The 22,898-nt window shown below is 52.0% G+C and carries 19 protein-coding genes and 1 pseudogene; 10 read left to right on the top strand and 10 right to left on the bottom strand.

The features are described from left to right. Positions 1 to 18: 18 nt before the first annotated feature. Both IUJ45_RS10360 and IUJ45_RS10355 read right to left on the bottom strand, forming a co-directional pair. Positions 19 to 1,233 (bottom strand): pyridoxal phosphate-dependent aminotransferase, encoded by a 1,215-nt coding sequence (locus IUJ45_RS10360; RefSeq protein WP_002247004.1) that lies wholly within the window; start codon positions 1,231 to 1,233, stop codon positions 19 to 21. Between the two features lie 88 nt (positions 1,234 to 1,321). Further along, positions 1,322 to 1,531: a tautomerase family protein gene (locus tag IUJ45_RS10355; protein ID WP_002212949.1), complete on the bottom strand. Its 210-nt coding sequence runs from the start codon at positions 1,529 to 1,531 to the stop codon at positions 1,322 to 1,324. Between the two features lie 344 nt (positions 1,532 to 1,875). Here IUJ45_RS10355 and IUJ45_RS10350 point away from each other — a divergent pair, with 344 nt between their 5' ends. Further along, positions 1,876 to 2,682: a DUF4198 domain-containing protein gene (locus IUJ45_RS10350; RefSeq protein ID WP_002246280.1), complete on the top strand. Its 807-nt coding sequence runs from the start codon at positions 1,876 to 1,878 to the stop codon at positions 2,680 to 2,682. A 57-nt stretch (positions 2,683 to 2,739) separates the two neighbouring features. Here the strand turns inward: IUJ45_RS10350 and IUJ45_RS10345 are convergent, their stop codons facing one another. Continuing rightward, on the bottom strand, positions 2,740 to 4,005 hold the full coding sequence (locus tag IUJ45_RS10345; protein WP_002222259.1) for a Glu/Leu/Phe/Val family dehydrogenase: 1,266 nt from the start codon (positions 4,003 to 4,005) through the stop codon (positions 2,740 to 2,742). 406 nt (positions 4,006 to 4,411) lie between these two features. Between IUJ45_RS10345 and IUJ45_RS10340 the strand changes: the two genes are divergently transcribed. The 4 genes from IUJ45_RS10340 (at position 4,412) to IUJ45_RS10325 (ending at position 6,518) form a co-directional block, all read left to right on the top strand. Further along, on the top strand, positions 4,412 to 5,119 hold the full coding sequence (locus IUJ45_RS10340; protein WP_002235023.1) for a phosphoglycolate phosphatase: 708 nt from the start codon (positions 4,412 to 4,414) through the stop codon (positions 5,117 to 5,119). A 67-nt stretch (positions 5,120 to 5,186) separates the two neighbouring features. Next, entirely contained in the window at positions 5,187 to 5,648 is a 462-nt protein-coding gene (recX, locus tag IUJ45_RS10335; protein WP_002235024.1) for a recombination regulator RecX, read from the top strand. Between the two features lie 73 nt (positions 5,649 to 5,721). Beyond that, positions 5,722 to 5,883 (top strand): hypothetical protein, encoded by a 162-nt coding sequence (locus IUJ45_RS10330; RefSeq protein ID WP_002239941.1) that lies wholly within the window; start codon positions 5,722 to 5,724, stop codon positions 5,881 to 5,883. 152 nt (positions 5,884 to 6,035) lie between these two features. Beyond that, complete coding sequence (locus tag IUJ45_RS10325) at positions 6,036 to 6,518, top strand: acyl-CoA thioesterase (RefSeq protein ID WP_002216871.1); 483 nt, start codon at positions 6,036 to 6,038, stop codon at positions 6,516 to 6,518. A 360-nt stretch (positions 6,519 to 6,878) separates the two neighbouring features. On the opposite strand, the gene IUJ45_RS10320 is transcribed toward IUJ45_RS10325, so the two are convergent. The 5 genes from IUJ45_RS10320 to IUJ45_RS10300 form a co-directional block, all read right to left on the bottom strand. Further along, complete coding sequence (locus tag IUJ45_RS10320) at positions 6,879 to 8,126, bottom strand: M23 family metallopeptidase (RefSeq protein WP_002239875.1); 1,248 nt, start codon at positions 8,124 to 8,126, stop codon at positions 6,879 to 6,881. A gap of 255 nt (positions 8,127 to 8,381) precedes the next feature. Continuing rightward, positions 8,382 to 9,128 carry a 5'/3'-nucleotidase SurE gene (gene surE, locus IUJ45_RS10315; protein ID WP_002220609.1) on the bottom strand — a complete coding sequence of 249 codons (747 nt, stop codon included), beginning with the start codon at positions 9,126 to 9,128 and terminating at the stop codon, positions 8,382 to 8,384. Positions 9,129 to 9,144: 16 nt separating this feature from the next. Further along, positions 9,145 to 10,701, bottom strand: coding sequence for a TerC family protein (locus IUJ45_RS10310; RefSeq protein ID WP_002220608.1), 1,557 nt, complete (start codon positions 10,699 to 10,701; stop codon positions 9,145 to 9,147). A 367-nt stretch (positions 10,702 to 11,068) separates the two neighbouring features. After that, entirely contained in the window at positions 11,069 to 11,857 is a 789-nt protein-coding gene (locus IUJ45_RS10305; RefSeq protein WP_002224433.1) for a fimb protein, read from the bottom strand. 108 nt (positions 11,858 to 11,965) lie between these two features. Next, a complete protein-coding gene (locus IUJ45_RS10300; protein WP_002245642.1) occupies positions 11,966 to 13,399 on the bottom strand; it encodes an NAD-dependent succinate-semialdehyde dehydrogenase in 1,434 nt (477 codons plus the stop codon). Positions 13,400 to 13,858: 459 nt separating this feature from the next. Between IUJ45_RS10300 and IUJ45_RS11090 the strand changes: the two are divergent. Continuing rightward, positions 13,859 to 13,930: pseudogene (locus IUJ45_RS11090) on the top strand (contact-dependent growth inhibition system immunity protein); the annotation flags it as partial. A 132-nt stretch (positions 13,931 to 14,062) separates the two neighbouring features. On the opposite strand, the gene IUJ45_RS10295 reads toward IUJ45_RS11090, so the two are convergent. Both IUJ45_RS10295 and IUJ45_RS11020 read right to left on the bottom strand, forming a co-directional pair. Continuing rightward, positions 14,063 to 14,443, bottom strand: coding sequence for an MliC family protein (locus IUJ45_RS10295; protein ID WP_002246286.1), 381 nt, complete (start codon positions 14,441 to 14,443; stop codon positions 14,063 to 14,065). 150 nt (positions 14,444 to 14,593) lie between these two features. Continuing rightward, positions 14,594 to 14,716 (bottom strand): hypothetical protein, encoded by a 123-nt coding sequence (locus tag IUJ45_RS11020; protein WP_002249407.1) that lies wholly within the window; start codon positions 14,714 to 14,716, stop codon positions 14,594 to 14,596. A gap of 202 nt (positions 14,717 to 14,918) precedes the next feature. Between IUJ45_RS11020 and IUJ45_RS10290 the strand changes: the two genes are divergently transcribed. The 4 genes from IUJ45_RS10290 (at position 14,919) to IUJ45_RS10275 (ending at position 21,755) form a co-directional block, all read left to right on the top strand. After that, complete coding sequence (locus IUJ45_RS10290; RefSeq protein ID WP_082308702.1) at positions 14,919 to 17,000, top strand: carbon starvation CstA family protein; 2,082 nt, start codon at positions 14,919 to 14,921, stop codon at positions 16,998 to 17,000. Then, positions 16,990 to 17,184 (top strand): YbdD/YjiX family protein, encoded by a 195-nt coding sequence (locus IUJ45_RS10285; RefSeq protein ID WP_002212918.1) that lies wholly within the window; start codon positions 16,990 to 16,992, stop codon positions 17,182 to 17,184. The genes IUJ45_RS10290 and IUJ45_RS10285 overlap by 11 nt, the downstream gene beginning before the upstream one ends. Before the next feature lie 1,533 nt (positions 17,185 to 18,717). After that, positions 18,718 to 21,483: a TonB-dependent zinc piracy receptor TdfH gene (tdfH, locus tag IUJ45_RS10280; RefSeq protein WP_082308701.1), complete on the top strand. Its 2,766-nt coding sequence runs from the start codon at positions 18,718 to 18,720 to the stop codon at positions 21,481 to 21,483. Positions 21,484 to 21,512: 29 nt separating this feature from the next. After that, positions 21,513 to 21,755, top strand: coding sequence for a hypothetical protein (locus IUJ45_RS10275; RefSeq protein WP_033912038.1), 243 nt, complete (start codon positions 21,513 to 21,515; stop codon positions 21,753 to 21,755). Positions 21,756 to 22,898: the final 1,143 nt, after the last annotated feature.

Raw genomic sequence — 22,898 nt, 5'->3', positions numbered from 1 at the left:
GGCAGACAAACCGTCCCCTTATTGGCGGTAGGTTTGCAGGAATCTTGCCAGCCTGCCCATCGCCTCTTCAATCTGATGGACGTAAGGCAGCGTAACAATGCGGAAATGGTCGGGCTTGATCCAATTAAACCCCGTTCCCTGTACCAGCAAGACTTTTTCGCGCACCAGCAAATCGTAAACGAATTTCATGTCATCGCGGATGCGGTACATTTCGGTATCGATTTTCGGGAACATATACATCGCGCCCATCGGTTTGACGCAGGACACGCCGGGGATTTGGCTGACCAGTTCCCACGCCCTGTTGCGCTGTTCCAAAAGCCGCCCGCCCGGCAGGATAAATTCGTTAATGCTCTGATAGCCGCCCAATGCCGTCTGAATCGCGTGCTGCATCGGCGTATTGGCACACAAGCGCATGGACGAGAGCATATCCAAACCCTCGATGTAACCTTTTGCGTGATGTTTCGGCCCGTTGAGCACCATCCAGCCTTGGCGGAAGCCGGCGACGCGGTAGGATTTGGACAAACCGTTGAACGTTACCGTCAAAAGGTCGGGGGCAAGCGCGGCGATGTGGTGGTGAACCGCTCCGTCATAAAGGATTTTATCGTAAATCTCGTCGGCGAAAATAATCAAACCGTGCTTGCGCGCCAGTTCGGCGATTTCCAACAGGATTTCCCTGCTGTACACCGCGCCTGTCGGATTATTGGGATTGATGACGACGATGGCTTTGGTTTTGGGCGTGATTTTGGCTTCCATATCGGCAAGGTTGGGGAACCAGCCGTTTTCTTCGTCGCACAGATAATGGCGTACCGTACCGCCCGCAAGCGTTGCCGCCGCCGTCCACAAAGGGTAGTCGGGCGCGGGAATCAGGATTTCGTCGCCGTCGTCGAGCAATGCCTGCATAGACATCGTAATCAGCTCGGACACGCCGTTGCCGATATAGACATCATCAACCGTAATATCGCGCAAACCTTTGGTCTGATAGTAGTGAACAATGGCTTTGCGGGCGGAATACAGCCCTTTAGAATCGCAATAGCCTTGCGAAGTCGGCAGGTTGCGGATGACATCGACCAAGATTTCATCAGGGGCTTCAAAGCCGAACGGCGCAGGGTTGCCGATATTGAGTTTAAGGATTTTATTGCCCTCCTCTTCCAACTGAAGGGCTTTTTTGTGAACCGGCCCGCGTATGTCGTAACAGACGTGATCGAGCTTTGCAGACTTGGGAAATTTATCCATGATGTGTTCCGTAAATTTTGGGCAATGGGTGGGAATGTACTCTTTTTCACGCGGAATTTAAAGCATCAAACCGAGATTTTCAGGCTTTTTACCTGCCCTCTTTGCGCCGTTCGCTGACGCTTTTGCCGCCTATTCCCCAGTTATCGGTATCCACTTCGTCAATCACGACAACCGTTGTTTCGGGATTTTTGCCCAGCACGCGTGCCAGCAATTCGGTTACGCCGCCGATCAGTTCCGCTTTTTGCGCGGCAGTCGGTGCTTCCTTGCCGCCGGTTACTTTAATATTGACATAAGGCATGATCTTTCTCCGTTTTGAAATATTGCTATCTTATCAAACAAGTTGCCTCCGCCCAAACGTCCGCTTCATTTTCTGAAAAATTCAAATCGATATAGTGGATTAACAAAAATCAGGACAAGGCGACGAAGCCGCAGACAGTACAAACAGTACGGAACCGATTCACTTGGTGCTTCAGCACCTTAGAGAATCGTTCTCTTTGAGCTAAGGCGAGGCAACGCCGTACCGGTTTTTGTTAATCCACTATACAAAAAGACAGTTTTCAGACAGCAAATCCGTCTTCACACGATACCTATTTTGTTATAACATAACAAAATCTTTAACCCACACGAGACAAAGGCTGCACCATGAAGAAAACATTGACACTGCTCGCCGTTTCCGCCCTATTTGCCGCATCCGCCCACGCCCACCGCGTCTGGGTCGAAACCGCCCACACGCACGGCGGCGAATACCTTAAAGCCGACTTGGGCTACGGCGAATTTCCCGAACTCGAACCCATCGCCAAAGACCGCCTGCACATCTTCAGCAAACCGATGCAGCTGGTTACCGAAAAAGGCAAGGAAAACATGATTCAACGCGGCACATACAACTACCAGTACCGAAGCAACCGTCCCGTTAAGGACGGCAGTTACCTCGTCATCGCCGAATATCAGCCTACTTTCTGGTCAAAAAACAAAGCAGGCTGGAAACAGGCGGGCATCAAACAAATGCCTGACGCAAGCTATTGCGAACAAACCCGAATGTTCGGCAAAAACATCGTCAACGTCGGACACGAAAGCGCGGACACCGCCATCATCACCAAACCGGTCGGACAAAACTTGGAAATCGTCCCGCTGGACAATCCCGCCAACATTCACGTAGGCGAACGCTTCAAAGTCCGCGTTCTGTTCCGTGGCGAACCGCTGCCCAATGCCACCGTTACCGCCACCTTTGACGGCTTCGACACCAGCGACCGCAGCAAAACGCACAAAACCGAAGCACAGGCTTTCTCCGACACCACCGACGGCAAAGGCGAAGTGGACATCATCCCCTTGCGCCAAGGCTTTTGGAAAGCCAGTGTCGAACACAAAGCCGACTTCCCCGATCAAAGCGTGTGCCAAAAACAGGCGAACTACTCAACTTTAACCTTCCAAATCGGCCATTCTCACCATTAATCCCGCCCGCACAAAAATGCCGCCTGAAGGCTTCAGACGGCATTTTTTGTTCAAACATCAATACCAACCGCGCAGTTTCATCGCTTTTTCAACACGGCGGATACTCATCATGTAAGACGCGGTTCGCAAATCGACATCATACTCTTGCGCCAAGTTCCATATATCGCGGAACGCACGGCGCAGGACGACGGTTTCTTTTTCCTGAACTTCGTCAAACTCCCAATAATAGCCTTGCAGATTTTGTACCCATTCAAAATAAGATACCACCACGCCGCCGCAGTTCGCCAAAATATCGGGCACGACCAATACGCCGTTTTGACGCAGGATAACGTCGGCTTCGGGCGTAGTCGGGCCGTTCGCGCCTTCGACCACGATTTTCGCGCGGACTTTACCGGCGTTTTCAGAAGTCAGTTGATTTTCCAGCGCGCAAGGGGCGAGTACGTCCACATCCAAAGCCAAAAGTTCGGCGTTGGTAATTTCCTTGCCGTAACCGGCTTCGTTGGTGATGAAGCCTTTTTCTTGGAACTCTTTAAACAAAGCTTCCATATCCAAGCCGTTTTCGTTGTAAATGGCAACGTCAACAGTAGAAACCGCAACGACTTTCGCGCCGGATTGATGCGCGTAATAACCTGTGTGGTAACCGACATTACCGAAACCTTGAATGGCGTAAGTGGCACCCTTCACGTCTTTGCCCAGTTTTTCCAAGGCTTGGACGGCGGCGAGGTTCACGCCGTAACCCGTGGCTTCGGTACGCGCCAAAGAGCCGCCGAACTCAACCGGTTTACCGGTAAATACGCCCGGTGCAGAATGTTTCACCACGTTTTCATAGGCATCAACCATCCAAGACATGATTTTGCCGTTGGTGTTCACATCGGGGGCGGGAATATCGATTTTCTCGCCGATCAGCGGAGAAATGGCTTCGGAATAAGCGCGGGCGATGCGTTCCAGTTCCGCCTCGGAATAATCGCGCGGATCCAAGGTAATGCCGCCTTTGCCGCCGCCATAAGGAATACCCGCAACGCAGCATTTGATGGTCATCCAAATTGACAAGGCTTTGACTTCGTCCAGATTCACACCGGGATGGAAGCGCACGCCGCCTTTATAGGGGCCGACGGCGTTGTTGTGTTGCGAACGGTAGCCCGTGAAGGTTTTGACCGTGCCGTCGTCGAGTTTGACGGGGAAATTGACTTCCAACACGCGGGTCGGACTCTTCAGGATTTCATAAACGGCCGGATCGGTTTTCAGCCGGTCGCAGGCGGTTTTGACCTGTTTGCGCGCGATTTCAAACGGATTGAGGGTTTCTTTTGCAAGGGCTTCAGACATTTTGCTTCCTTTTCACAAAAAGATTTTCAGGGGCGTGCATTTCGCTCATTACTATAACCAATTTCCCGACAAAATGTAATAGCGTGTAGTCGGCATAAGCCCGATTTGATTAATCTATATATGATTTTATTTTTCAAGCCGCACGGAATCAGCCCGGACTCCGCCTGAAAAAGCAGCGCGCGCATCCGAAAAATAAATGTCCAATTAAATAAAGATATAGGCATCCTTTTATTTTTTAAAAATTTAATTGGAACATCGCTGGGATTTCAAACCCTTGCCCGATTCCGCCCCGAAATCCGAAAACACCGCCTGCAAAACCTGTTGCGATTGTTAACAATCTATACATTAGAAGCCCTGTGCAAACGATGTTAAAATAAACCCTTTCAACCCGACAGGAAATCAGATTATGAATGCAGCCATCGAACACGTCCAAGCCGTCGCCTTCGATTTGGACGGCACACTGTGCGATTCCGTCCCCGACCTTGCCGCCGCCGCAGAAGCGATGTTGGAACAACTCGGTATGAAACCGCTGCCCGCCAAAGTGGTCGAAAGCTATGTGGGCGACGGCATCGGCAAACTGGTTCACCGCGTCCTCACCAACGACCGCGACCGCGAAGCCGATTCCGAACTGTGGGAAAAAGGTTTCGTATCCTATATGAAATACTACCGCGACCATTTGAGCGTCTTCACCCGCCCCTATCCCGAAACCGCAACCGGGCTGGCATTGCTCAAATCTTTGGGCATCCCGCTGGCAGTCATTACCAATAAAAACGAAATCCTTGCCGTCGAACTGTTGAAACAGCTCGGACTTGCCGACTACTTCAGCCTGATACTCGGCGGCGACAGCCTGCCCGAGAAAAAACCCAGCCCCCTGCCGCTGCGGCACGCCGCCGAAGTTTTGGGTATCGATGTTGCAAACATGGTTATGGTCGGCGACTCGCGCAACGACATCATCGCCGCCAAAGCCGCCGGCTGCCTGAGCGTCGGCGTTACCTTCGGTTACGGCGATATGACGCTGCTCTCGCAAGACGATGCGACCCGCCCCGACTGGATTATCGGCTCGCTGCCCGAAATTTACGAAAACCTGCAACCTCAGAAAAACAAAGAAGAGTAGGCATTCGGACGGCTCCGGTTTGCGCCGCTATGCCGTCTGAAACCTGCCCCACGCCGAAACCGCCGCCATGAAACCGCAAAAATCCCTACGCGCCCGCGCGATGGACATCCTCTCGCGCCAAGAACTCAGCCGCATCGGTCTGAAACGCAAACTTGCACCGCACGCCGAAAGCGAAGAGGAGTTGGAAAACGTGTTAAACGAATTTGCCGAACGCAACTGGCAGTCGGATTTGCGCTATGCCGAAGCCTATATCCGCAGCAAAAGCCGCAAACACGGTTCATTGAGGCTGAAACAGGCTTTGGCGCAACAGGGCATAGATGAAGAAACCAGCCGCAACCTGCTTCCCGACCGCTCAAGCGAAAAACTGGCCGCCATAGCCGTGTTGCGTAAAAAATTCAAACACCCCGCCGCCGACCTCAAAGAAAAACAAAAACAGGCGCGTTTCCTCGCCTATCGCGGATTCGATGCCGATACCGTTCAGACGGCATTGAAACACGCTTGGGACGAAAATTGGGAAGACGGCTGCTGACCTTCCTTCTTGAATCTTTTTGCACGGCAACATAACCTTACGCCCGTTTCCAACTTTTCCGATTGAGAACAAAATGTCCGGACAACCCGAAAAACACCACACCTCCCCCATCGAAGACGAACGCAAAAACCCGGTTTACCGTATGGGACGGGCAGTTGCTGGATTCATGCTCGTCGTTTGGGCGGGCGTATTGGCACTCGTGTTTTTCCTGGTCTTCCGTTTTTGGCTTTCCTAAACAAAATGCCGTCTGAAGGCTTCAGACGGCATCGGCGGTCCATTTCGGCAGACTATCCCATCATAGCTTTTTTTAGCTTGAATTCCACTTCCCCATTCCCTAAAATTTCCCCGCACCCATTTCAAAACACCCTTTCTTAAAACAGGTACACTATGACACAACAACGCCAACTGCCTTCCCACGAACTCATTATGTCCGAACTGATGATGCCGGACACCGCCAATTTCAGCGGCAACGTACACGGCGGCGAACTCCTGCTCCTGCTCGACCAAGTCGCCTATTCCTGCGCCAGCCGTTACAGCGGCAATTATTGCGTTACCCTGTCGGTTGACAAAGTCCTGTTTAAAGAACCCATCCACATCGGCGATTTGGTTACCTTTTACGCCGCTGTCAACTACACGGGACGCACCTCGATGGAAATCGGCATCCGTGTCGAAGCACAAAACATCCGCACCGGCGAAATCCGCCATACCAACAGCTGCTACTTCACGATGGTTGCGGTCAAAGACGGCAAACCCGTCCCTGTCCCTCCGCTGGAAATCCTGACCGACCGCCAACGCTGCCGCTACGAAAAAGCCAAAAAACGCAGAGACATCAGCCTGCAAGCCTCTGAAGACATGTCCTGCGGCTGCTGACGGCGGACTATGCCGTCTGAAAGACAGGCACATCGCGCCATCCGTTTCCATTGCAAACGGATGAAATCAAGCAAATATAGTGGATTAAATTCAAACCAGTACGGCGTTGCCTCGCCTTAGCTCAAAGAGAACGATTCTCTAAGGTGCTGAAGCACCAAGTGAATCGGTTCCGTACTATCTGTACTGTCTGCGGCTTCGTCGCCTTGTCCTGATTTTTGTTAATCCACTATACCCAAACACAGTCAAACAAATTTATATGCCCCATCCCTTCCGAATAATTTGAAAACACAGCCGCCAAAAACAAAAATGCCGTCTGAAAACCTTTCAGACGGCATTTCCAATTTGATTTCAGGCAGAAAGTCAGAACGCGATATAGCTGTTCGGGTTAACCGGTTTGCCGTTTTGCCGCACCTCGAAATGAAGCTGCGTTCTGGAAGCGTCGGTATTGCCCATCAAAGCGACCTGCTGCCCGCGTTTGACCTGCTGGCCTTCACCGACCAGCAATTTTTGGTTGTGCCCGTATGCGGTCAGGAAGGAAGAATTATGCTGGATGATGACCAGATTGCCGTATCCCCTCAAACCGGAACCTGCATAAACCACTTTGCCGTCAGCCGCCGCCAAAACGGGCTGTCCCGCATTACCGGCAATATCGACACCCTTGTTGTTGCCGCCGAAATCGGCAACCACTTTACCTTGCGTCGGACGCTGCCAAACAATGCCGCCGACCGAACGCGTGCCGGAAGGCGAAGCGGCAGGAGATTGCGGGGCGGGCGCGGGAACCGCTTTATTTTCCGCAGCGGGCGCGGCAGGTTGCGGCGCGGACTGCACAGGCGGTTGCGCGGCGGGTTTCACAGGGGTTTGCACGGCAGCCGGTACGGCGGGCCTGCTTTCTACGGCTGAGGTTTTCGGTGCGGCATATCCTGCCGGTTTGACTTTAACAATCTGACCGATGCTCAACGTATTGTCGGTCATGCCGTTCCACGCACGGAAATCGTCTTGAGAGATATGGTAGCGTTTGGAAATGTTGTACACCGTGTCGCCGCGCACAATAGTATGCGTCGCCGCGTTGATGTCGACGGGTGCGGACTGTACGGGCGGTTGCGCGGCAGCCGGTACGGCGGGCCTGCTTTTTACGGCTGCGGCTTTCGGTGCGGCATATCCTGCCGGTTTGACTTTAACAATCTGACCGATGCTCAACGTATTGTCGGTCATGCCGTTCCACGCACGGAAATCGTCTTGAGAGATATGGTAGCGTTTGGAAATGTTGTACACCGTGTCGCCGCGCACAATAGTATGCGTCGCCGCGTTGATGTCGACGGGTGCGTAAGAAGGAACGTATGTACCCGAAACGGCAGGTGCAGACGGCGGAACATAAGCAGGAGGCGTATAAACCGGCGCGCTTTGCACCGGCGGCACATAAGGCGCATCGCCGGCAGGAGCCGGGCTGTACGGCGTTGCTCCATAGGGGTTGTTGTAAACTGCCGAAGACGGCGCGTCCTGCATACCTGAATTGCCTGCAATGACGGGGGCAGGCTGCTGGGTAGCACAACCGCCCAACAGTGCGGCAAAGGAGGCGCAAGCCGCCAAAAGTGTCGTTTGTTTCAACATAAGATAACCTTCATGTTCCGATATATAGCCTGAATGCGGTATATCATAATAAAAATGCGCGTTCTTCTCAAGCGCAAAGCCCGACGGTATAGTGGATTAACAAAAATCAGGACAAGGCGACGAAGCCGCAGACAGTACAAATAGTACGGAACCGATTCACTTGGTGCTTCAGCACCTTAGAGAATCGTTCTCTTTGAGCTAAGGCGAGGCAACGCCGTACTGGTTTTTGTTAATCCACTATATTTGATGAAACGGTCAGTCCGCATGCCAGAACGCCGCTGTTTCCGCCATGTCCGGATAGGCGGTCAGGTCGATTTGCAGCGGCGTTACGGTAATGAAACCTGCGCCGCATTCACCGAAATCCGTTCCCTCTTCTTTGTCGGAAACCCTGCCTACCGGGCCTATCCAATAAATCTGTTCGCCGCGCGGATTGCGCGCGGGGATGACGTTCTGACCGTGATGCCTCCTGCCCAAACGGGCGATTTTAATGCCCCGCACATCTTCCGGCTCGACGGCGGGGATATTGATGTTCCACAAAATAGGGGACTGCGGGGGGTTTTTGAAAAAATGCGCCAACAATGTCCACAGTGCCTTTTCTGCGGTTGCCCAATAGCGTCCGGAAGCGTCGTTTAAGGAAAACGCCACAGCGGGTATGCCCATAAGGTAGGCTTCGGTTGCCGCCGCAACCGTCCCCGAATAAAGCGTGTCGTCCCCCATATTCGCGCCCCGGTTGATGCCCGAAAAGACAAAATCGGCCTGAAAATCCGAAAATACAGACTGCCCGATGTGGATACAGTCGGTCGGCGTGCCGTTGACATAGTAGAACCCGTTTTGCGCCTGTTTCAACTGCAAAGGGCGTTCCAGCGTCAGCGAATTGCTGACCCCGCTCCTGTCGCGTTCGGGCGCAACCACCCTGACGTTGGCAAATTCCGCCGTAACGCGCGCCAAAACGGCAATACCTTCGGAGAGGTAGCCGTCGTCGTTGGAAATCAAAACGTTCATTTTCTATCCTGAATGCTTATTCTTCGGGCAATTTGGTGATTTTGACCCGCTCGATGCGCTGCCCTTCTTTTTCGACCACTTCAAACCGCCAGCCGTGGAAATCGGCAAAATCGCCGACATCGGGGATGGTTTGCAATTCTTCCATAATCAGCCCGGCAACCGTATGGAAATCGGCATCTTCCTCCTGCTGCGGCAGGTTGAGTTGCGGTGCGAGTTCCACATATTCCAACGCGCCTTCCACCGTCAGGCTTTCATCGGGATTCCCCTGAACGGCTGGTTCTTCTTCGCGCTCAAATTCTTCGGGGAACTCGCCTGCGATGGTTTCGAGCAGGTCTTTCATGGTTACCATGCCCAATACCGCGCCGAACTCGTCCACCACCAAAGCATAATCCGCGCTGCTTTGGCGGAAGAGTTCGATTGCGCCCAGCGCGGTGGTGCTGTCGGGCAGGACGAGTGGCTGGCGCAATGCCGTCTGAATGTCGAGACCGCCTGTTTCCAGCAGTTGGGACAGCAGGTCTTTTTTGTTGATGTAGCCCAAAGGTTCGTCCACGCCCGCCTTACCGACAACGAGCAGGCGGCTGTAAGGCGTGTTTTGCAGTTGGGCACACTGTTCTTCGCGGCTTTGGGAAATGTCCAGCCGTTCGATGTCGCGGCGTGGGATCATCACCCCCATAATCGGGCGTTCGGCAAGCGTCAGCACGCTGCGTATCATCGATTTTTCGTTTTCTTCAAAATGCGCGTCGTCCCCGGATTCGCCGCCCGCATCGGCAAGCACGCTTTCGCGTATGCCCATCATACCCAAAACGTTTTCGGCGGTGCGCTTGCGCCACGAGCTGCCGATGTAGTCGTTTTTGCGGCTGTTGCGCTGGGAAATCTGGTTAAACAGTTCGATTAAAATCGAGAAGCCGATGGCGGCGTAGAGGTAGCCTTTGGGAATGTGGAAATGGAAGGCTTCGGCAATCAGGCTGAAACCGATCATCAACAAAAAACCAAGGCAGAGCATCACGACGGTAGGGTGTCTGTCTACAAATTCGGTCAAGAGTTTGCTGGCGGAAATCATCACCGCCATCGCGACGACGACCGCACCCATCGCCACGACGATATGATCGACCATCGCCACCGCAGTAATGACCGAATCGATGGAAAACACGGCATCCAGTATCAGGATTTGCGCGACCACGCCCCAAAACGGCGCGTGTTTTTTTTGGTTGTCGGCAACGGTAAAACGGTTGTGCCCTTCGAGGCGTTCATGCAGTTCGGTGGTGGCTTTGTAAAGCAGGAAAATACCGCCCGCGAGCATAATCATGTCCTTGCCGGAAACGGCGAGGCCGCCGATTTGGAACAGCGGCTCGGTCAGCGTGATGATGTGCGCCATAAAAGCAAGCATAATGATGCGGATGACGACTGCCAGCCCCAGCCCGATAATCCGTGCGCGGTCGCGCCGTGCGGGCTGGACCTTGTTTGCCAAAATCGCCACAAAGACAAGATTGTCTATCCCCAATACAACTTCCAACACCAAAAGCGTGGCAAAACCTATCCAGGTATGCGGTTCTGCCAACCAACTGAAATCCATGATTTTCGTATTCCTCAAGTTCAAACGCGAAAAGGCAGCCTGAAGCGCTCAAGCTGCCTGAACAGACGGTACGCACAAAAAACGGCGGGCGGGCTTGCTGCTCTGCTCGGGGTCTTGCATGTGCGTGTACCTTCGGTCGAAATAATTTAAATAGTTTAACAGCTTATCGGGGCAATGGCAAAATGCCATACCGTCTGAAAGGATGTTCGGACGGCATGAGCTTATTTTGAAATGTTTCAACACACGGACGGCACATAAAGCCTTCCCCTATGTGTTGCCCTGATTGAGGGGTTGCGCCCCTCTCAAATACAGTCTGATTCTACCGCCGCGAAGAACGGATGTTCGAGTGCGGACGGAGTCCCAACGCTTAAGGGGTGATGATGAAGCCGTCTATCGGCGCGTAGCCTTTGGTGTTGCCCTCTTTATCGGTAATGACTATCCACTCTTTCTGCCTGCTGCTGGTAAACGGCAGGTAATACAGCTCCTCCCCTTCGGCGAGACCTGCCTGTTTCAGAATGTCCGCAACCGTCGTTTTTCTCGCATCCGCCAAGACTTTCAGCGGTTTCAGATGTTTGCGGATTTCTTCTGCTTCCTTGTCGGAATACGGCAGCCACTGGTCGGGACGCATACTCGGCTCGATACCTTTCAGGGACAAATCCAGCGTCTTGTTCTTCTCATCCGCATCCTCAGGTTCTTTCAATGCAATGCGGCGGATGCCGAACCACGACAGGCTTTGCAGCCCTTCGGGGGCTTTGTGCAAATCTTCGACCACGACTTCCGCCGCCGTAACAATGGTCATACGATCCTGTTCAAACGCTTCCACCACAGGACGCGCCAGCGAAACGCTGTGCAGACCGTACACCAAAGCCGCCAGCTGGATGATGCCGACCATGGAAAAATCGACCATGCGTGCCTTTGTCTTTTTCTTCGGGCTTGCCAAAATTAAAGTCAGCAGCGGACCACATACAATATCGACAGCCACCACCAGCTGATAAAGCGACAGCCCTCCCGTCAGCTCGGCATAAGGATAAGGATACCAAACCTTAAAAACCAGCAATGCCGCCAGCCCTGCAACCGACAGGCTGATTAAGAGGTGCCAGCCCGCACTTTTCAAGGCAAAACGCCATCTCGGGACTGTTTTTCCGTTTTCCATCATATCTTGTTCAAATCAAAAATAACCGTAAAAACAGGGCGCATTGTACAACAGATAGAGACTGCTTAAAATGCGGCGCCGTCTGAAATCCTGCCGTTCAGACGGCATCCGTCACCCGACATCCATACACAGATATTTCAATTCTAGATATTCGTCCGCACCGTATTTGCTGCCTTCACGTCCCAAACCGCTACGTTTCACGCCGCCGAACGGTGCCGCTTCATTGCTGATTAAGCCCGTATTGATGCCGACCATACCGTATTCCAAGGCTTCGCCGACGCGCCATTGGCGGGCGGTGTCGGCGGTGAAAAGGTAAGCTGCCAAACCGTATTCCGTATTGTTCGCAGCCTCGATGACCTCGGCTTCGGTTTCAAAACGGAATACCGGACACAACGGCCCGAAGGTTTCTTCGCGTGCCACCGCCATTTGCGCCGTTACGCCGCTTAAAACAGTCGGCTCAAAAAACGTTCCGCCCAACGCGCTGCGTTTGCCGCCGGTCAGACAGACCGCGCCTTTTGAGAGCGCGTCGGCGATGTGCTGCTCGACTTTTTCTACCGCTTTTTCCTCAATCAGCGGCCCTTGGTTTACGCCATCCTCCAAGCCGTTGCCCAATTTGAGCGCGGCTGCTTTTTCACTCAATTTGCGGCAAAATGCGTCGTAAATGCCCGATTGGGCGTAAACGCGGTTGGTGCAGACGCAGGTCTGACCGCTGTTGCGGAACTTGCTGGCGAGCGCACCTTCGACGGCTTTGTCCAAATCGGCATCGTCAAACACGATAAACGGCGCGTTGCCGCCCAGCTCCAAACTGAGTTTTTTAATGTCCGCCGCGCTGTCGGCAAAAATTTTCGCACCGACTTCGGTAGAGCCGGTGAAGCTGATTTTGCGGATAATCGGGTTCGTGGCAAATTCACGGCCGATTTCCGATGCGCGACCGCTGACGACGGGCAACAAATCCTGTGGTACGCCCGCTTCATAAGCCAGCACGACCAACGCATACGCACTCAAAGGCGTGAGCGATGCGGGTTTGACGATCATCGCGCAGCCCACCGCCAAAGCAGGCGCAGCCTTGCGCGCAATCATTGCAGATGGGAAGTTCCACGGCGTAATCGCGGCGGTAACGCCGACAGGCTGTTTCAACACAATCAGTTTTTGCGACGCTTTTACACTCGTTAACACATCGCCGTCAATCCGCCGCGCTTCTTCGGCAAACCAGCGCACAAACGAAGCCGCATAATCGATTTCGCCGCGCGACTCGGTCAGGCTTTTGCCCTGCTCCATCGTCATCAGGCGCGCCAGTGCTTCTTTGTTTTCTTTAACTAAAAAATACCAACGCCACAATATGTCGGCGCGTTCCAAAGCAGTTTTCGCCGCCCATAATTTTTGCGCTGCCGCCGCCTTTTGAATCAGGTTTTTCAGTTTGTCCGAACCCGTATTGCGGACATACGCCAAAATTTCGCCCGTTGCCGGATTGCCGACCCCGATGCCGTCTGAAATCGGGGAAAGGGAAATATCGGGATGCTTGATTAATTGGGAATATTCGTTCATTTCGTATCCTCCGGTATGCGGAATAACCGCTTTCAAATGCCGTCAATCTCGCGGACATTATCATCTTCATATTCCAAAACTGCAAACCCTTCCGATGCCGTCTGAAGCATCCGATCGGGCAGCGCAACATCCGGGCGGTGTCTGAATATGGCGCGGGCGCAATCCCTGTCGTTTAAGAAAAATATTTTTTATACGATAGTAATCTTTAGAAAGAAAAGTAATGCAGCCCTTTGATGGGGTGCAATATATAAGGAGCAAAGATTGCAGTTGCAACGTGTGGTAGAGTATGGCAAAAATCCGAACATTATAGTGGATTAACAAAAACCAGTACAGCGTTGCCTCGCCTTAGCTCAAAGAGAACGATTCTCTAAGGTGCTGAAGCACCAAGTGAATCGGTTCCGTACTATCTGTACTGTCTGCGGCTTCGTCGCCTTGTCCTGATTTTTGTTAATCCACTATATTTTATCATTGGATAACAGCCCTGAAGAAATCGGAGCAGGTTTAAAGTTGGCATTGAGCCGCTGCCGATAGAATAAACCCGGAACAAAACGAAAAATAATCCGCCACGCCCGAAAACCGCCGGAACCAGCCGACGGCCAAAACAAAACCGGTACAAAAAACCGCCCGAAAAATCCGGACGGCGGTTCAAACAGGCTGCCCCGTTTAGCGGGCGCGGCAGGAGGTTTCGACCGAATTGCCGTAGGCATCGGTAAAGCCGAAAAAGGCTTCGCCGCCTTTCTGATGCCACTCGGTTCCGTTTCCGAACAAACCGTGTTCGGCGGTATAGCGTTCGCCGGATGCGGCAACGTCGGAAGAGAGGACGGCACGCCTGCCGTCCAACCGCAACGCGATTCTGCCGCCGTCCAAACGGCGGACGTGCACAGACAAACCGTTCTCGCAGGAAAATGCCCGAAAATCTGCCGTGCCGGCTTGGTTTTGAACGGGCGGCATATGCCCTCGTCCGCCGTCATCATACGCCTCCGGCACGGCACAGGCCGCCAAAGACAAAACCGGTACGGTCAGCGCGAAAAACCTGATATTCATAAAAGCTCCCCAATAAAAATAAGATATGAAACAACCGCCCTGATTCCAAGCTGCGGCAACGCCATACTATAAACGGACGCGCAAACACACAAGCCCGATAACCGGAATTTACCCGCGATGAATCAATAATCCGGATTGCGCGCCCCTTCTTTACCCGTCTTCCGGCGCCGCCTTTTGCCTGACGATGCCGTCCAAACCCGCCTGTCCGCCCGAAGGAATGTAAATTTTTTCCAAATTCCAAGTAAAAACCGCTATCAGTGTGCTAATTTGCATTAAAATCCTATTCGGCGTTTAACGTTTTGTGCGCCCGCATCCCTGCACTGTTTGATGCGGGCATAAGGCACAAATCCCGACAAGCGCACTGTTTCATACTTCGTCAATCATTCAGACTCCGGTTTGTGCCCGTGCCGGCAGGCGGTCATCCGTTTCCCGCCGTTCAGGCATATTCCGACAGTGTGAGATAAGGATTTATTCGATGAAATCACTCAAAACCTTCCTCATTTGGGGCATAGTGGTACTGGTCGGCTTAGCATCCTTTACCACTCTGGCTCTCAGCCGAGGCGAACAGGTCAGCGCGGTATGGATGGTTACCGCCGCCATATCCGTTTACTGCATCGCCTACCGTTTTTACAGCCTCTACATCGCCAACCGCGTAATGCGGCTCGATCCTAACCGCCTGACTCCGGCAGAACGCCACAACGACGGCTTGGACTACGTTCCGACGCACAAGGGCGTATTGTTCGGACACCACTTTGCCGCGATTGCCGGCGCGGGCCCCTTGGTCGGCCCGGTTTTGGCGGCGCAAATGGGTTACCTGCCCGGTACTTTGTGGATTATCTTCGGCGTGGTGTTTGCCGGCGCGGTACAGGATATGATAGTCTTGTTCGTCTCTATGCGCCGCGACGGTAAGTCTTTGGGCGATATTGTGAAACAGGAACTCGGCACTGTCCCCGGCGTGATTGCCTCCATCGGTATTTTGATGATTATGGTCATCATTATGGCGGTGTTGGCGTTGATTGTCGTAAAAGCACTTGTTCACAGCCCTTGGGGTACGTTTACCATCGCCGCCACTATGCCGATTGCCCTGTTTATGGGTATTTACACGCGCTATATCCGTCCGGGCAAAATCGGCGAGATTTCCATCGTCGGCTTTATTTTGCTGATGCTGGCGGTAATTTACGGCGAAGATGTGGCGAAAAGTTCCATCGGACATTGGTTCGACCTTGACGGCATCCAGCTCACTTGGGCGATTATGATTTACGGCTTTGTCGCCTCCGTATTGCCCGTATGGTTGCTGCTCACTCCGCGCGACTATCTCTCCACCTTCCTGAAAATCGGTACGATTGCGGCCTTGGCTTTGGGCATCGTCATCGTCAATCCCACTTTGCAAATGCCTGCCGTAACCCACTTTATCGACGGTTCGGGTCCGGTATTCTCAGGCGCATTGTTCCCGTTCCTCTTCATCACCATCGCCTGCGGTGCGGTTTCGGGCTTCCACGCGCTGATTTCCTCCGGCACCACGCCGAAAATGCTGGAAAACGAAACCCACGTCCGTATGGTTGGTTACGGTGGTATGTTGATGGAAAGTTTCGTAGCCATTATGGCGCTTGCCGCCGCCGCATCGCTTGATCCCGGCGTGTACTTCGCCATGAACAGCCCTGCCGCCCTGATCGGTACGGATGCCAACACCGCCGCCGAAGTGATTACCACCAAGCTGCAATTCCCTGTCGATGCGGCAACCCTGTTGCATACCGCTAAGGAAGTGGGCGAAAACACCATCCTTTCCCGTGCAGGCGGTGCGCCAACCCTCGCAGTCGGTATGGCGCACATTATGAGCCGCCTGATTCCGGGCGAGGCGATGATGGCGTTCTGGTATCACTTCGCCCTATTGTTTGAAGCCTTGTTCATCCTGACCGCCGTCGATGCCGGTACGCGCGTCGCACGTTTTATGATTCAAGACTTGGGCAGCATCTTCTACAAACCTTTCGGCAACACCGACTCCATCCCCGCCAACCTGATTGCGACCTTCTTCGCCGTGGCATTGTGGGGCTACTTTCTCTACACCGGCGTAACCGACCCGCTGGGCGGCATCAACTCGCTCTGGCCTTTGTTCGGCATCGCCAACCAAATGCTGGCGGGCGTGGCCTTGATTATGTGTGCCGTGGTGCTGATTAAGATGAAACGCGACCGTTATGTTTGGGTGGTACTCGTTCCCGCCGTCGGCGTACTGTTCGTAACCTGCTACGCCGGCCTGCAAAAACTGTTCCACAGCGATCCGCGCATCAGCTTCCTTGCCCACACCGGCAAATACAGCGACGCATTGGCTAAAAACGAAGTCCTTGCGCCTGCCAAAGACATCGGCGAAATGGCGCAAATCATCTTCAACGACAAGATTAATGCCGGTCTGACCATCCTCTTCTTGTCGGTTGTCGTGATTGTCGCCGCGTACGGTTTGCGTACCGCCCTCAAAGCACGCAAAGTCGGCTGGCCGACCGCCAAAGAAATCCCGGCGGTGTACCGCGACGGCAAACAGCCGGAGGCACAAAGTGAAGCATAAGCTCGCGTCTTGGTGGAAAACCATCAAGCTGACGGCAAACTTGATGGCGGGCGTGCCCGATTATGAAAACTACGTTGCACAGCAGCGCAAACATAATCCCAACGCCCCCGTGATGACCAAGCTGCAGTTTCAAGACTATTGCCGCAAACGCCGCTGCGGCGCAAACGGCGGACGCTGCTGTTAAGCCTGCTTGAAACAAATTCCGTCTGAACGCCGCTTCAGACGGAATTTTTATAATATAGTGGATTAACAAAAATCAGGACAAGGCGACGAAGCCGCAGACAGTACAAATAGTACGGAACCGATTCACTTGGTGCTTCAGCACCTTAGAGAATCGTTCTCTTTGAGCTAAGGCGAGACAACGCCGTACTGGTTTTTGTTAATCCGCTATATTCCGCCATCTCTAAGATTTACAGCGATACACGGGTGATTTAAGGAATGCCCGAACCGTCATTCCCGCAACTTTTCGTCATTCCCGCAACTTTTCGTCATTCCCGCCACTTTTCGTCATTCCCGCGCAGGCGGGAATCTAGAATCTCGGACTTTCAGATAATCTTTGAATATTGCTGTTGTTCTAAGGTCTAGATTCCCGCGTGCGCGGGAATGACGATTCATAAGTTTCCCGAAATTCCAACATAACCGAAACCTGACAGTAACCGTAGCAACAGAGAATCGTTCTCTTTGAGCTAAGGCGAGACAACGCCGTACTGGTTTTTGTTAATCCGCTATATTCCGCCATCTCTAAGATTTACAGCGATACACGGGTAATTTAAGGAATGCCCGAACCGTCATTCCCGCCACTTTCCGTCATTCCCGCGAACGCGGGAATCTAGAATCTCGGACTTTCAGATAATCTGAGACCTTTGCAAAAATAGTCTGTTAACGAAATTTGACGCATAAAAATGCGCCAAAAAATTTTCAATTGCCTAAAACTTTCCTAATATTGAGCAAAAAGTAGGAAAAATCAGAAAAGTTTTGCATTTTGAAAATGAGATTGAGCATAAAATTTTAGTAACCTATGTTATTGCAAAGGTCTCAATCTTTGAATATTGCTGTTGTTCTAAGGTCTAGATTCCCGCCTGCGCGGGAATGACGAATCCATCCGCACGGAAACCTGCACCACGTCATTCCTACGAACCTACATCCCGTCATTCCCACGAAAGTGGGAATCCAGAACGTAAAATCTGAAGAAACCGTTTTATCCGATAAGTTTCCGTACCGAACAGACTAGATTCCCGCCTGCGCGGGAATGACGATTCATAAGTTTCCCGAAATTCCAACATAACCGAAACTTGACAGTAACCGTAGCAACTGAACCGTCATTCCCACGAAAGTGGGAATCTAGAAATGAAAAGCAACAGGCATTTATCGGAAATAACTGAAACCGAACCGACTAGATTCCCGCCTGCGCGGGAATGACGGCTGCAGATGCCCGACGGTCTTTATAGTAGATTAACAAAAATCAGGACAAGGCGACGAAGCCGCAGACAGTACAAATAGTACGGAACCGATTCACTTGGTGCTTCAGCACCTTAGAGAATCGTTCTCTTTGAGCTAAGGCGAGGCAACGCCGTACCAGTTTTTGTTAATCCACTATAAATATCCAATTGAAATCTTCAGACGGTATATCAAATTTACACTTTTTTAATGTTTATGCCGCCTGAAAAAAATGCTAATATATTTCCTAATTGTCTGACTGTTTATTGTTGAGGAAAATATGAGATCTTCTTTCCGGTTGAAGCCGATTTGTTTTTATCTTATGGGTGTTATGCTATATCATCATAGTTATGCCGAAGATGCAGGGCGCGCGGGCAGCGAGGCGCAGATACAGGTTTTGGAAGATGTGCACGTCAAGGCGAAGCGCGTACCGAAAGACAAAAAAGTGTTTACCGATGCGCGTGCCGTATCGACCCGTCAGGATATATTCAAATCCAGCGAAAACCTCGACAACATCGTACGCAGCATCCCCGGTGCGTTTACACAGCAAGATAAAAGCTCGGGCATTGTGTCTTTGAATATTCGCGGCGACAGCGGGTTCGGGCGGGTCAATACGATGGTGGACGGCATCACGCAGACCTTTTATTCGACTTCTACCGATGCGGGCAGGGCAGGCGGTTCATCTCAATTCGGTGCATCTGTCGACAGCAATTTTATTGCCGGACTGGATGTCGTCAAAGGCAGCTTCAGCGGCTCGGCAGGCATCAACAGCCTTGCCGGTTCGGCGAATCTGCGGACTTTAGGCGTGGATGATGTCGTTCAGGGCAATAATACCTACGGCCTGCTGCTAAAAGGTCTGACCGGCACCAATTCAACCAAAGGTAATGCGATGGCGGCGATAGGTGCGCGCAAATGGCTGGAAAGCGGAGCATCTGTCGGTGTGCTTTACGGGCACAGCAGGCGCAGCGTGGCGCAAAATTACCGCGTGGGCGGCGGCGGGCAGCACATCGGAAATTTTGGCGCGGAATATCTGGAACGACGCAAGCAACGATATTTTGAGCAAGAAGGCGGGTTGAAATTCAATTCCAACAGCGGAAAATGGGAGCGGGATTTCCAAAAGTCGTACTGGAAAACCAAGTGGTATCAAAAATACGATGCCCCCCAAGAACTGCAAAAATACATCGAAGGTCATGATAAAAGCTGGCGGGAAAACCTGGCGCCGCAATACGACATCACCCCCATCGATCCGTCCAGCCTGAAGCAGCAGTCGGCAGGCAACCTGTTTAAATTGGAATACGACGGCGTATTCAATAAATACACGGCGCAATTTCGCGATTTAAACACCAAAATCGGCAGCCGCAAAATCATCAACCGCAATTATCAATTCAATTACGGTTTGTCTTTGAACCCGTATACCAACCTCAATCTGACCGCAGCCTACAATTCGGGCAGGCAGAAATATCCGAAAGGGTCGAAGTTTACAGGCTGGGGGCTTTTAAAAGATTTTGAAACCTACAACAACGCAAAAATCCTCGACCTCAACAACACCTCCACCTTCCGGCTGCCCCGTGAAACCGAGTTGCAAACCACTTTGGGCTTCAATTATTTCCACAACGAATACGGCAAAAACCGCTTTCCTGAAGAATTGGGGCTGTTTTTCGACGGTCCTGATCAGGACAACGGGCTTTATTCCTATTTGGGGCGGTTTAAGGGCGATAAAGGGCTGCTGCCCCAAAAATCAACCATCGTCCAACCGGCCGGCAGCCAATATTTCAACACGTTCTACTTCGATGCCGCGCTCAAAAAAGACATTTACCGCTTAAACTACAGCACCAATACCGTCGGCTACCGTTTCGGCGGCGAATATACGGGCTATTACGGCTCGGATGACGAATTTAAGCGGGCATTCGGAGAAAACTCGCCGACATACAGGGAACATTGCAACAGGAGCTGCGGGATTTATGAACCCGTATTGAAAAAATACGGCAAAAAGCGCGCCAACAACCATTCGGTCAGCATTAGTGCGGACTTCGGCGATTATTTCATGCCGTTCGCCAGCTATTCGCGCACACACCGTATGCCCAACATCCAAGAAATGTATTTTTCCCAAATCGGCGACTCCGGCGTTCACACCGCCTTAAAACCAGAGCGCGCAAACACTTGGCAATTTGGCTTCAATACCTATAAAAAAGGACTGTTAAAACAAGATGATACATTAGGATTAAAACTGGTCGGCTACCGCAGCCGCATCGACAACTACATCCACAACGTTTACGGGAAATGGTGGGATTTGAACGGGAATATTCCGAGCTGGGTCAGCAGCACCGGGCTTGCCTACACCATCCAACATCGCAATTTCAAAGACAAAGTGCACAAACACGGTTTTGAGTTGGAGCTGAATTACGATTATGGGCGTTTTTTCACCAACCTTTCTTACGCCTATCAAAAAAGCACGCAACCGACCAACTTCAGCGATGCGAGCGAATCGCCCAACAATGCGTCCAAAGAAGACCAACTCAAACAAGGTTATGGGTTGAGCAGGGTTTCCGCCCTGCCGCGAGATTACGGACGTTTGGAAGTCGGTACGCGCTGGTTGGGCAACAAACTGACTTTGGGCGGCGCGATGCGCTATTTCGGCAAGAGCATCCGCGCGACGGCTGAAGAACGCTATATCGACGGCACCAACGGGGGAAATACCAGCAATGTCCGGCAACTGGGCAAGCGTTCCATCAAACAAACCGAAACCCTTGCCCGCCAGCCTTTGATTTTTGATTTTTACGCCGCTTACGAGCCGAAGAAAAACCTTATTTTCCGCGCCGAAGTCAAAAATCTGTTCGACAGGCGTTATATCGATCCGCTCGATGCGGGCAATGATGCGGCAACGCAGCGTTATTACAGCTCGTTCGACCCGAAAGACAAGGACGAAGACGTAACGTGTAATGATGATGGCTTGTGCAACGGCAAATATGGTGGCACAAGCAAAAGCGTATTGACCAATTTTGCACGCGGACGCACCTTTTTGATGACGATGAGCTACAAGTTTTAAAGGCAGCCCGCGTTTTGTAGAAAACCGCAATGCCGTCTGAAAGCCCTTCAGACGGCATTTGTTTCCCCAAACGCATCATCCTGCCGCAAGCCTATGCCAATCCGTTTTATCGCATCGGCAACTCAAAGAAAAATCCATTTCATTCCCACGCAGGGAAGCCGGTTTTTGATTTCGGTTATTTTTGGTTGTTTCGGGTAATTTATGAGTCGTCATTCCCGCGCAGGCGGGAATCTAGACATTCAACGCTAAGGCAATTTATCGGAAATGACTGAAACTCAAAAAACTGGATTCCCTCTTTCGTGGGAATGACGCGGTGCAGGTTTCCGTACGGATAGATTCGTCATTCCCGCGCAGGCGGGAATCTAGACATTCAATGCTAAGGCAATTTATCGGGAATGACTGAAACTCAAAAAACTGGATTCCCACTTTCGTGGGAATGACGCGGTGCAGGTTTCCGTATGGATGGATTCGTCATTCCCGCGCAGGCGGGAATCTAGACATTCAACGCTAAGGCAATTTATCGGAAATGACTGAAACTCAAAAAACTGGATTCCCACTTTCGTGGGAATGACGGCAGAGCGGCTTCTGTTGCTCCCGATAAATGCCGCAATCTCAAATCCCGTCATTCCCGCGCAGGCGGGAATCTAGTCCGTTCGGTTTCGGTTTTTTTGGCTAGTGCCGCAACATTAAATTTCTAGATTCCCACTTTCGTGGGAATGACGGCGGAGCGGTTTCTGCTTTTCCCAATAAATGCCCCCAACCTAAAATCCGTCATTCCCGCGCAGGCGGGAATCTAGACATTCAATGCTAAGGCAATTTATCGGGAGTGACTGAAACTCAAAAAACTGGATTCCCGCTTTCGTGGGAATGACGTGGTGCAGGTTTCCGTACGGATGGATTCGTCATTCCCGCGCAGGCGGGAATCTAGTCCGTTCGGTTTCGGTTGTTTTGGCTAGTGCCGCAACATTAAATTTCTAGATTCCCACTTTCGTGGGAATGACGGCGGAGCGGTTTCTGCTTTTCCCAATAAATGCCCCCAACCTAAAATCCGTCATTCCCGCGCAGGCGGGAATCTAGTCCATTCAATGCTAAGGCAATTTATCGGAAATGACTGAAACTCAAAAAACTGGATTCCCACTTTCGTGGGAATGACGTAGTGCAGGTTTCCGTACGGATGGATTCGTCATTCCCGCGCAGGCGGGAATCTAGACATTCAACGCTAAGGCAATTTATCGGAAATGACTGAAACTCAAAAAACTGGATTCCCACTTTCGTGGGAATGACGTGGTGCAGGTTTCCGTATGGATGGATTCGTCATTCCCGCGCAGGCGGGAATCTAGACATTCAATGCTAAGGCAATTTATCGGAAATGACTGAAACTCAAAAAACTGGATTCCCTCTTTCGTGGGAATGAC

It is taken from the genome of Neisseria meningitidis (genome assembly GCF_022869645.1).
Classification (GTDB): domain Bacteria; phylum Pseudomonadota; class Gammaproteobacteria; order Burkholderiales; family Neisseriaceae; genus Neisseria; species Neisseria meningitidis.
This window is presented reverse-complemented; position numbering and strand designations above follow the sequence as displayed.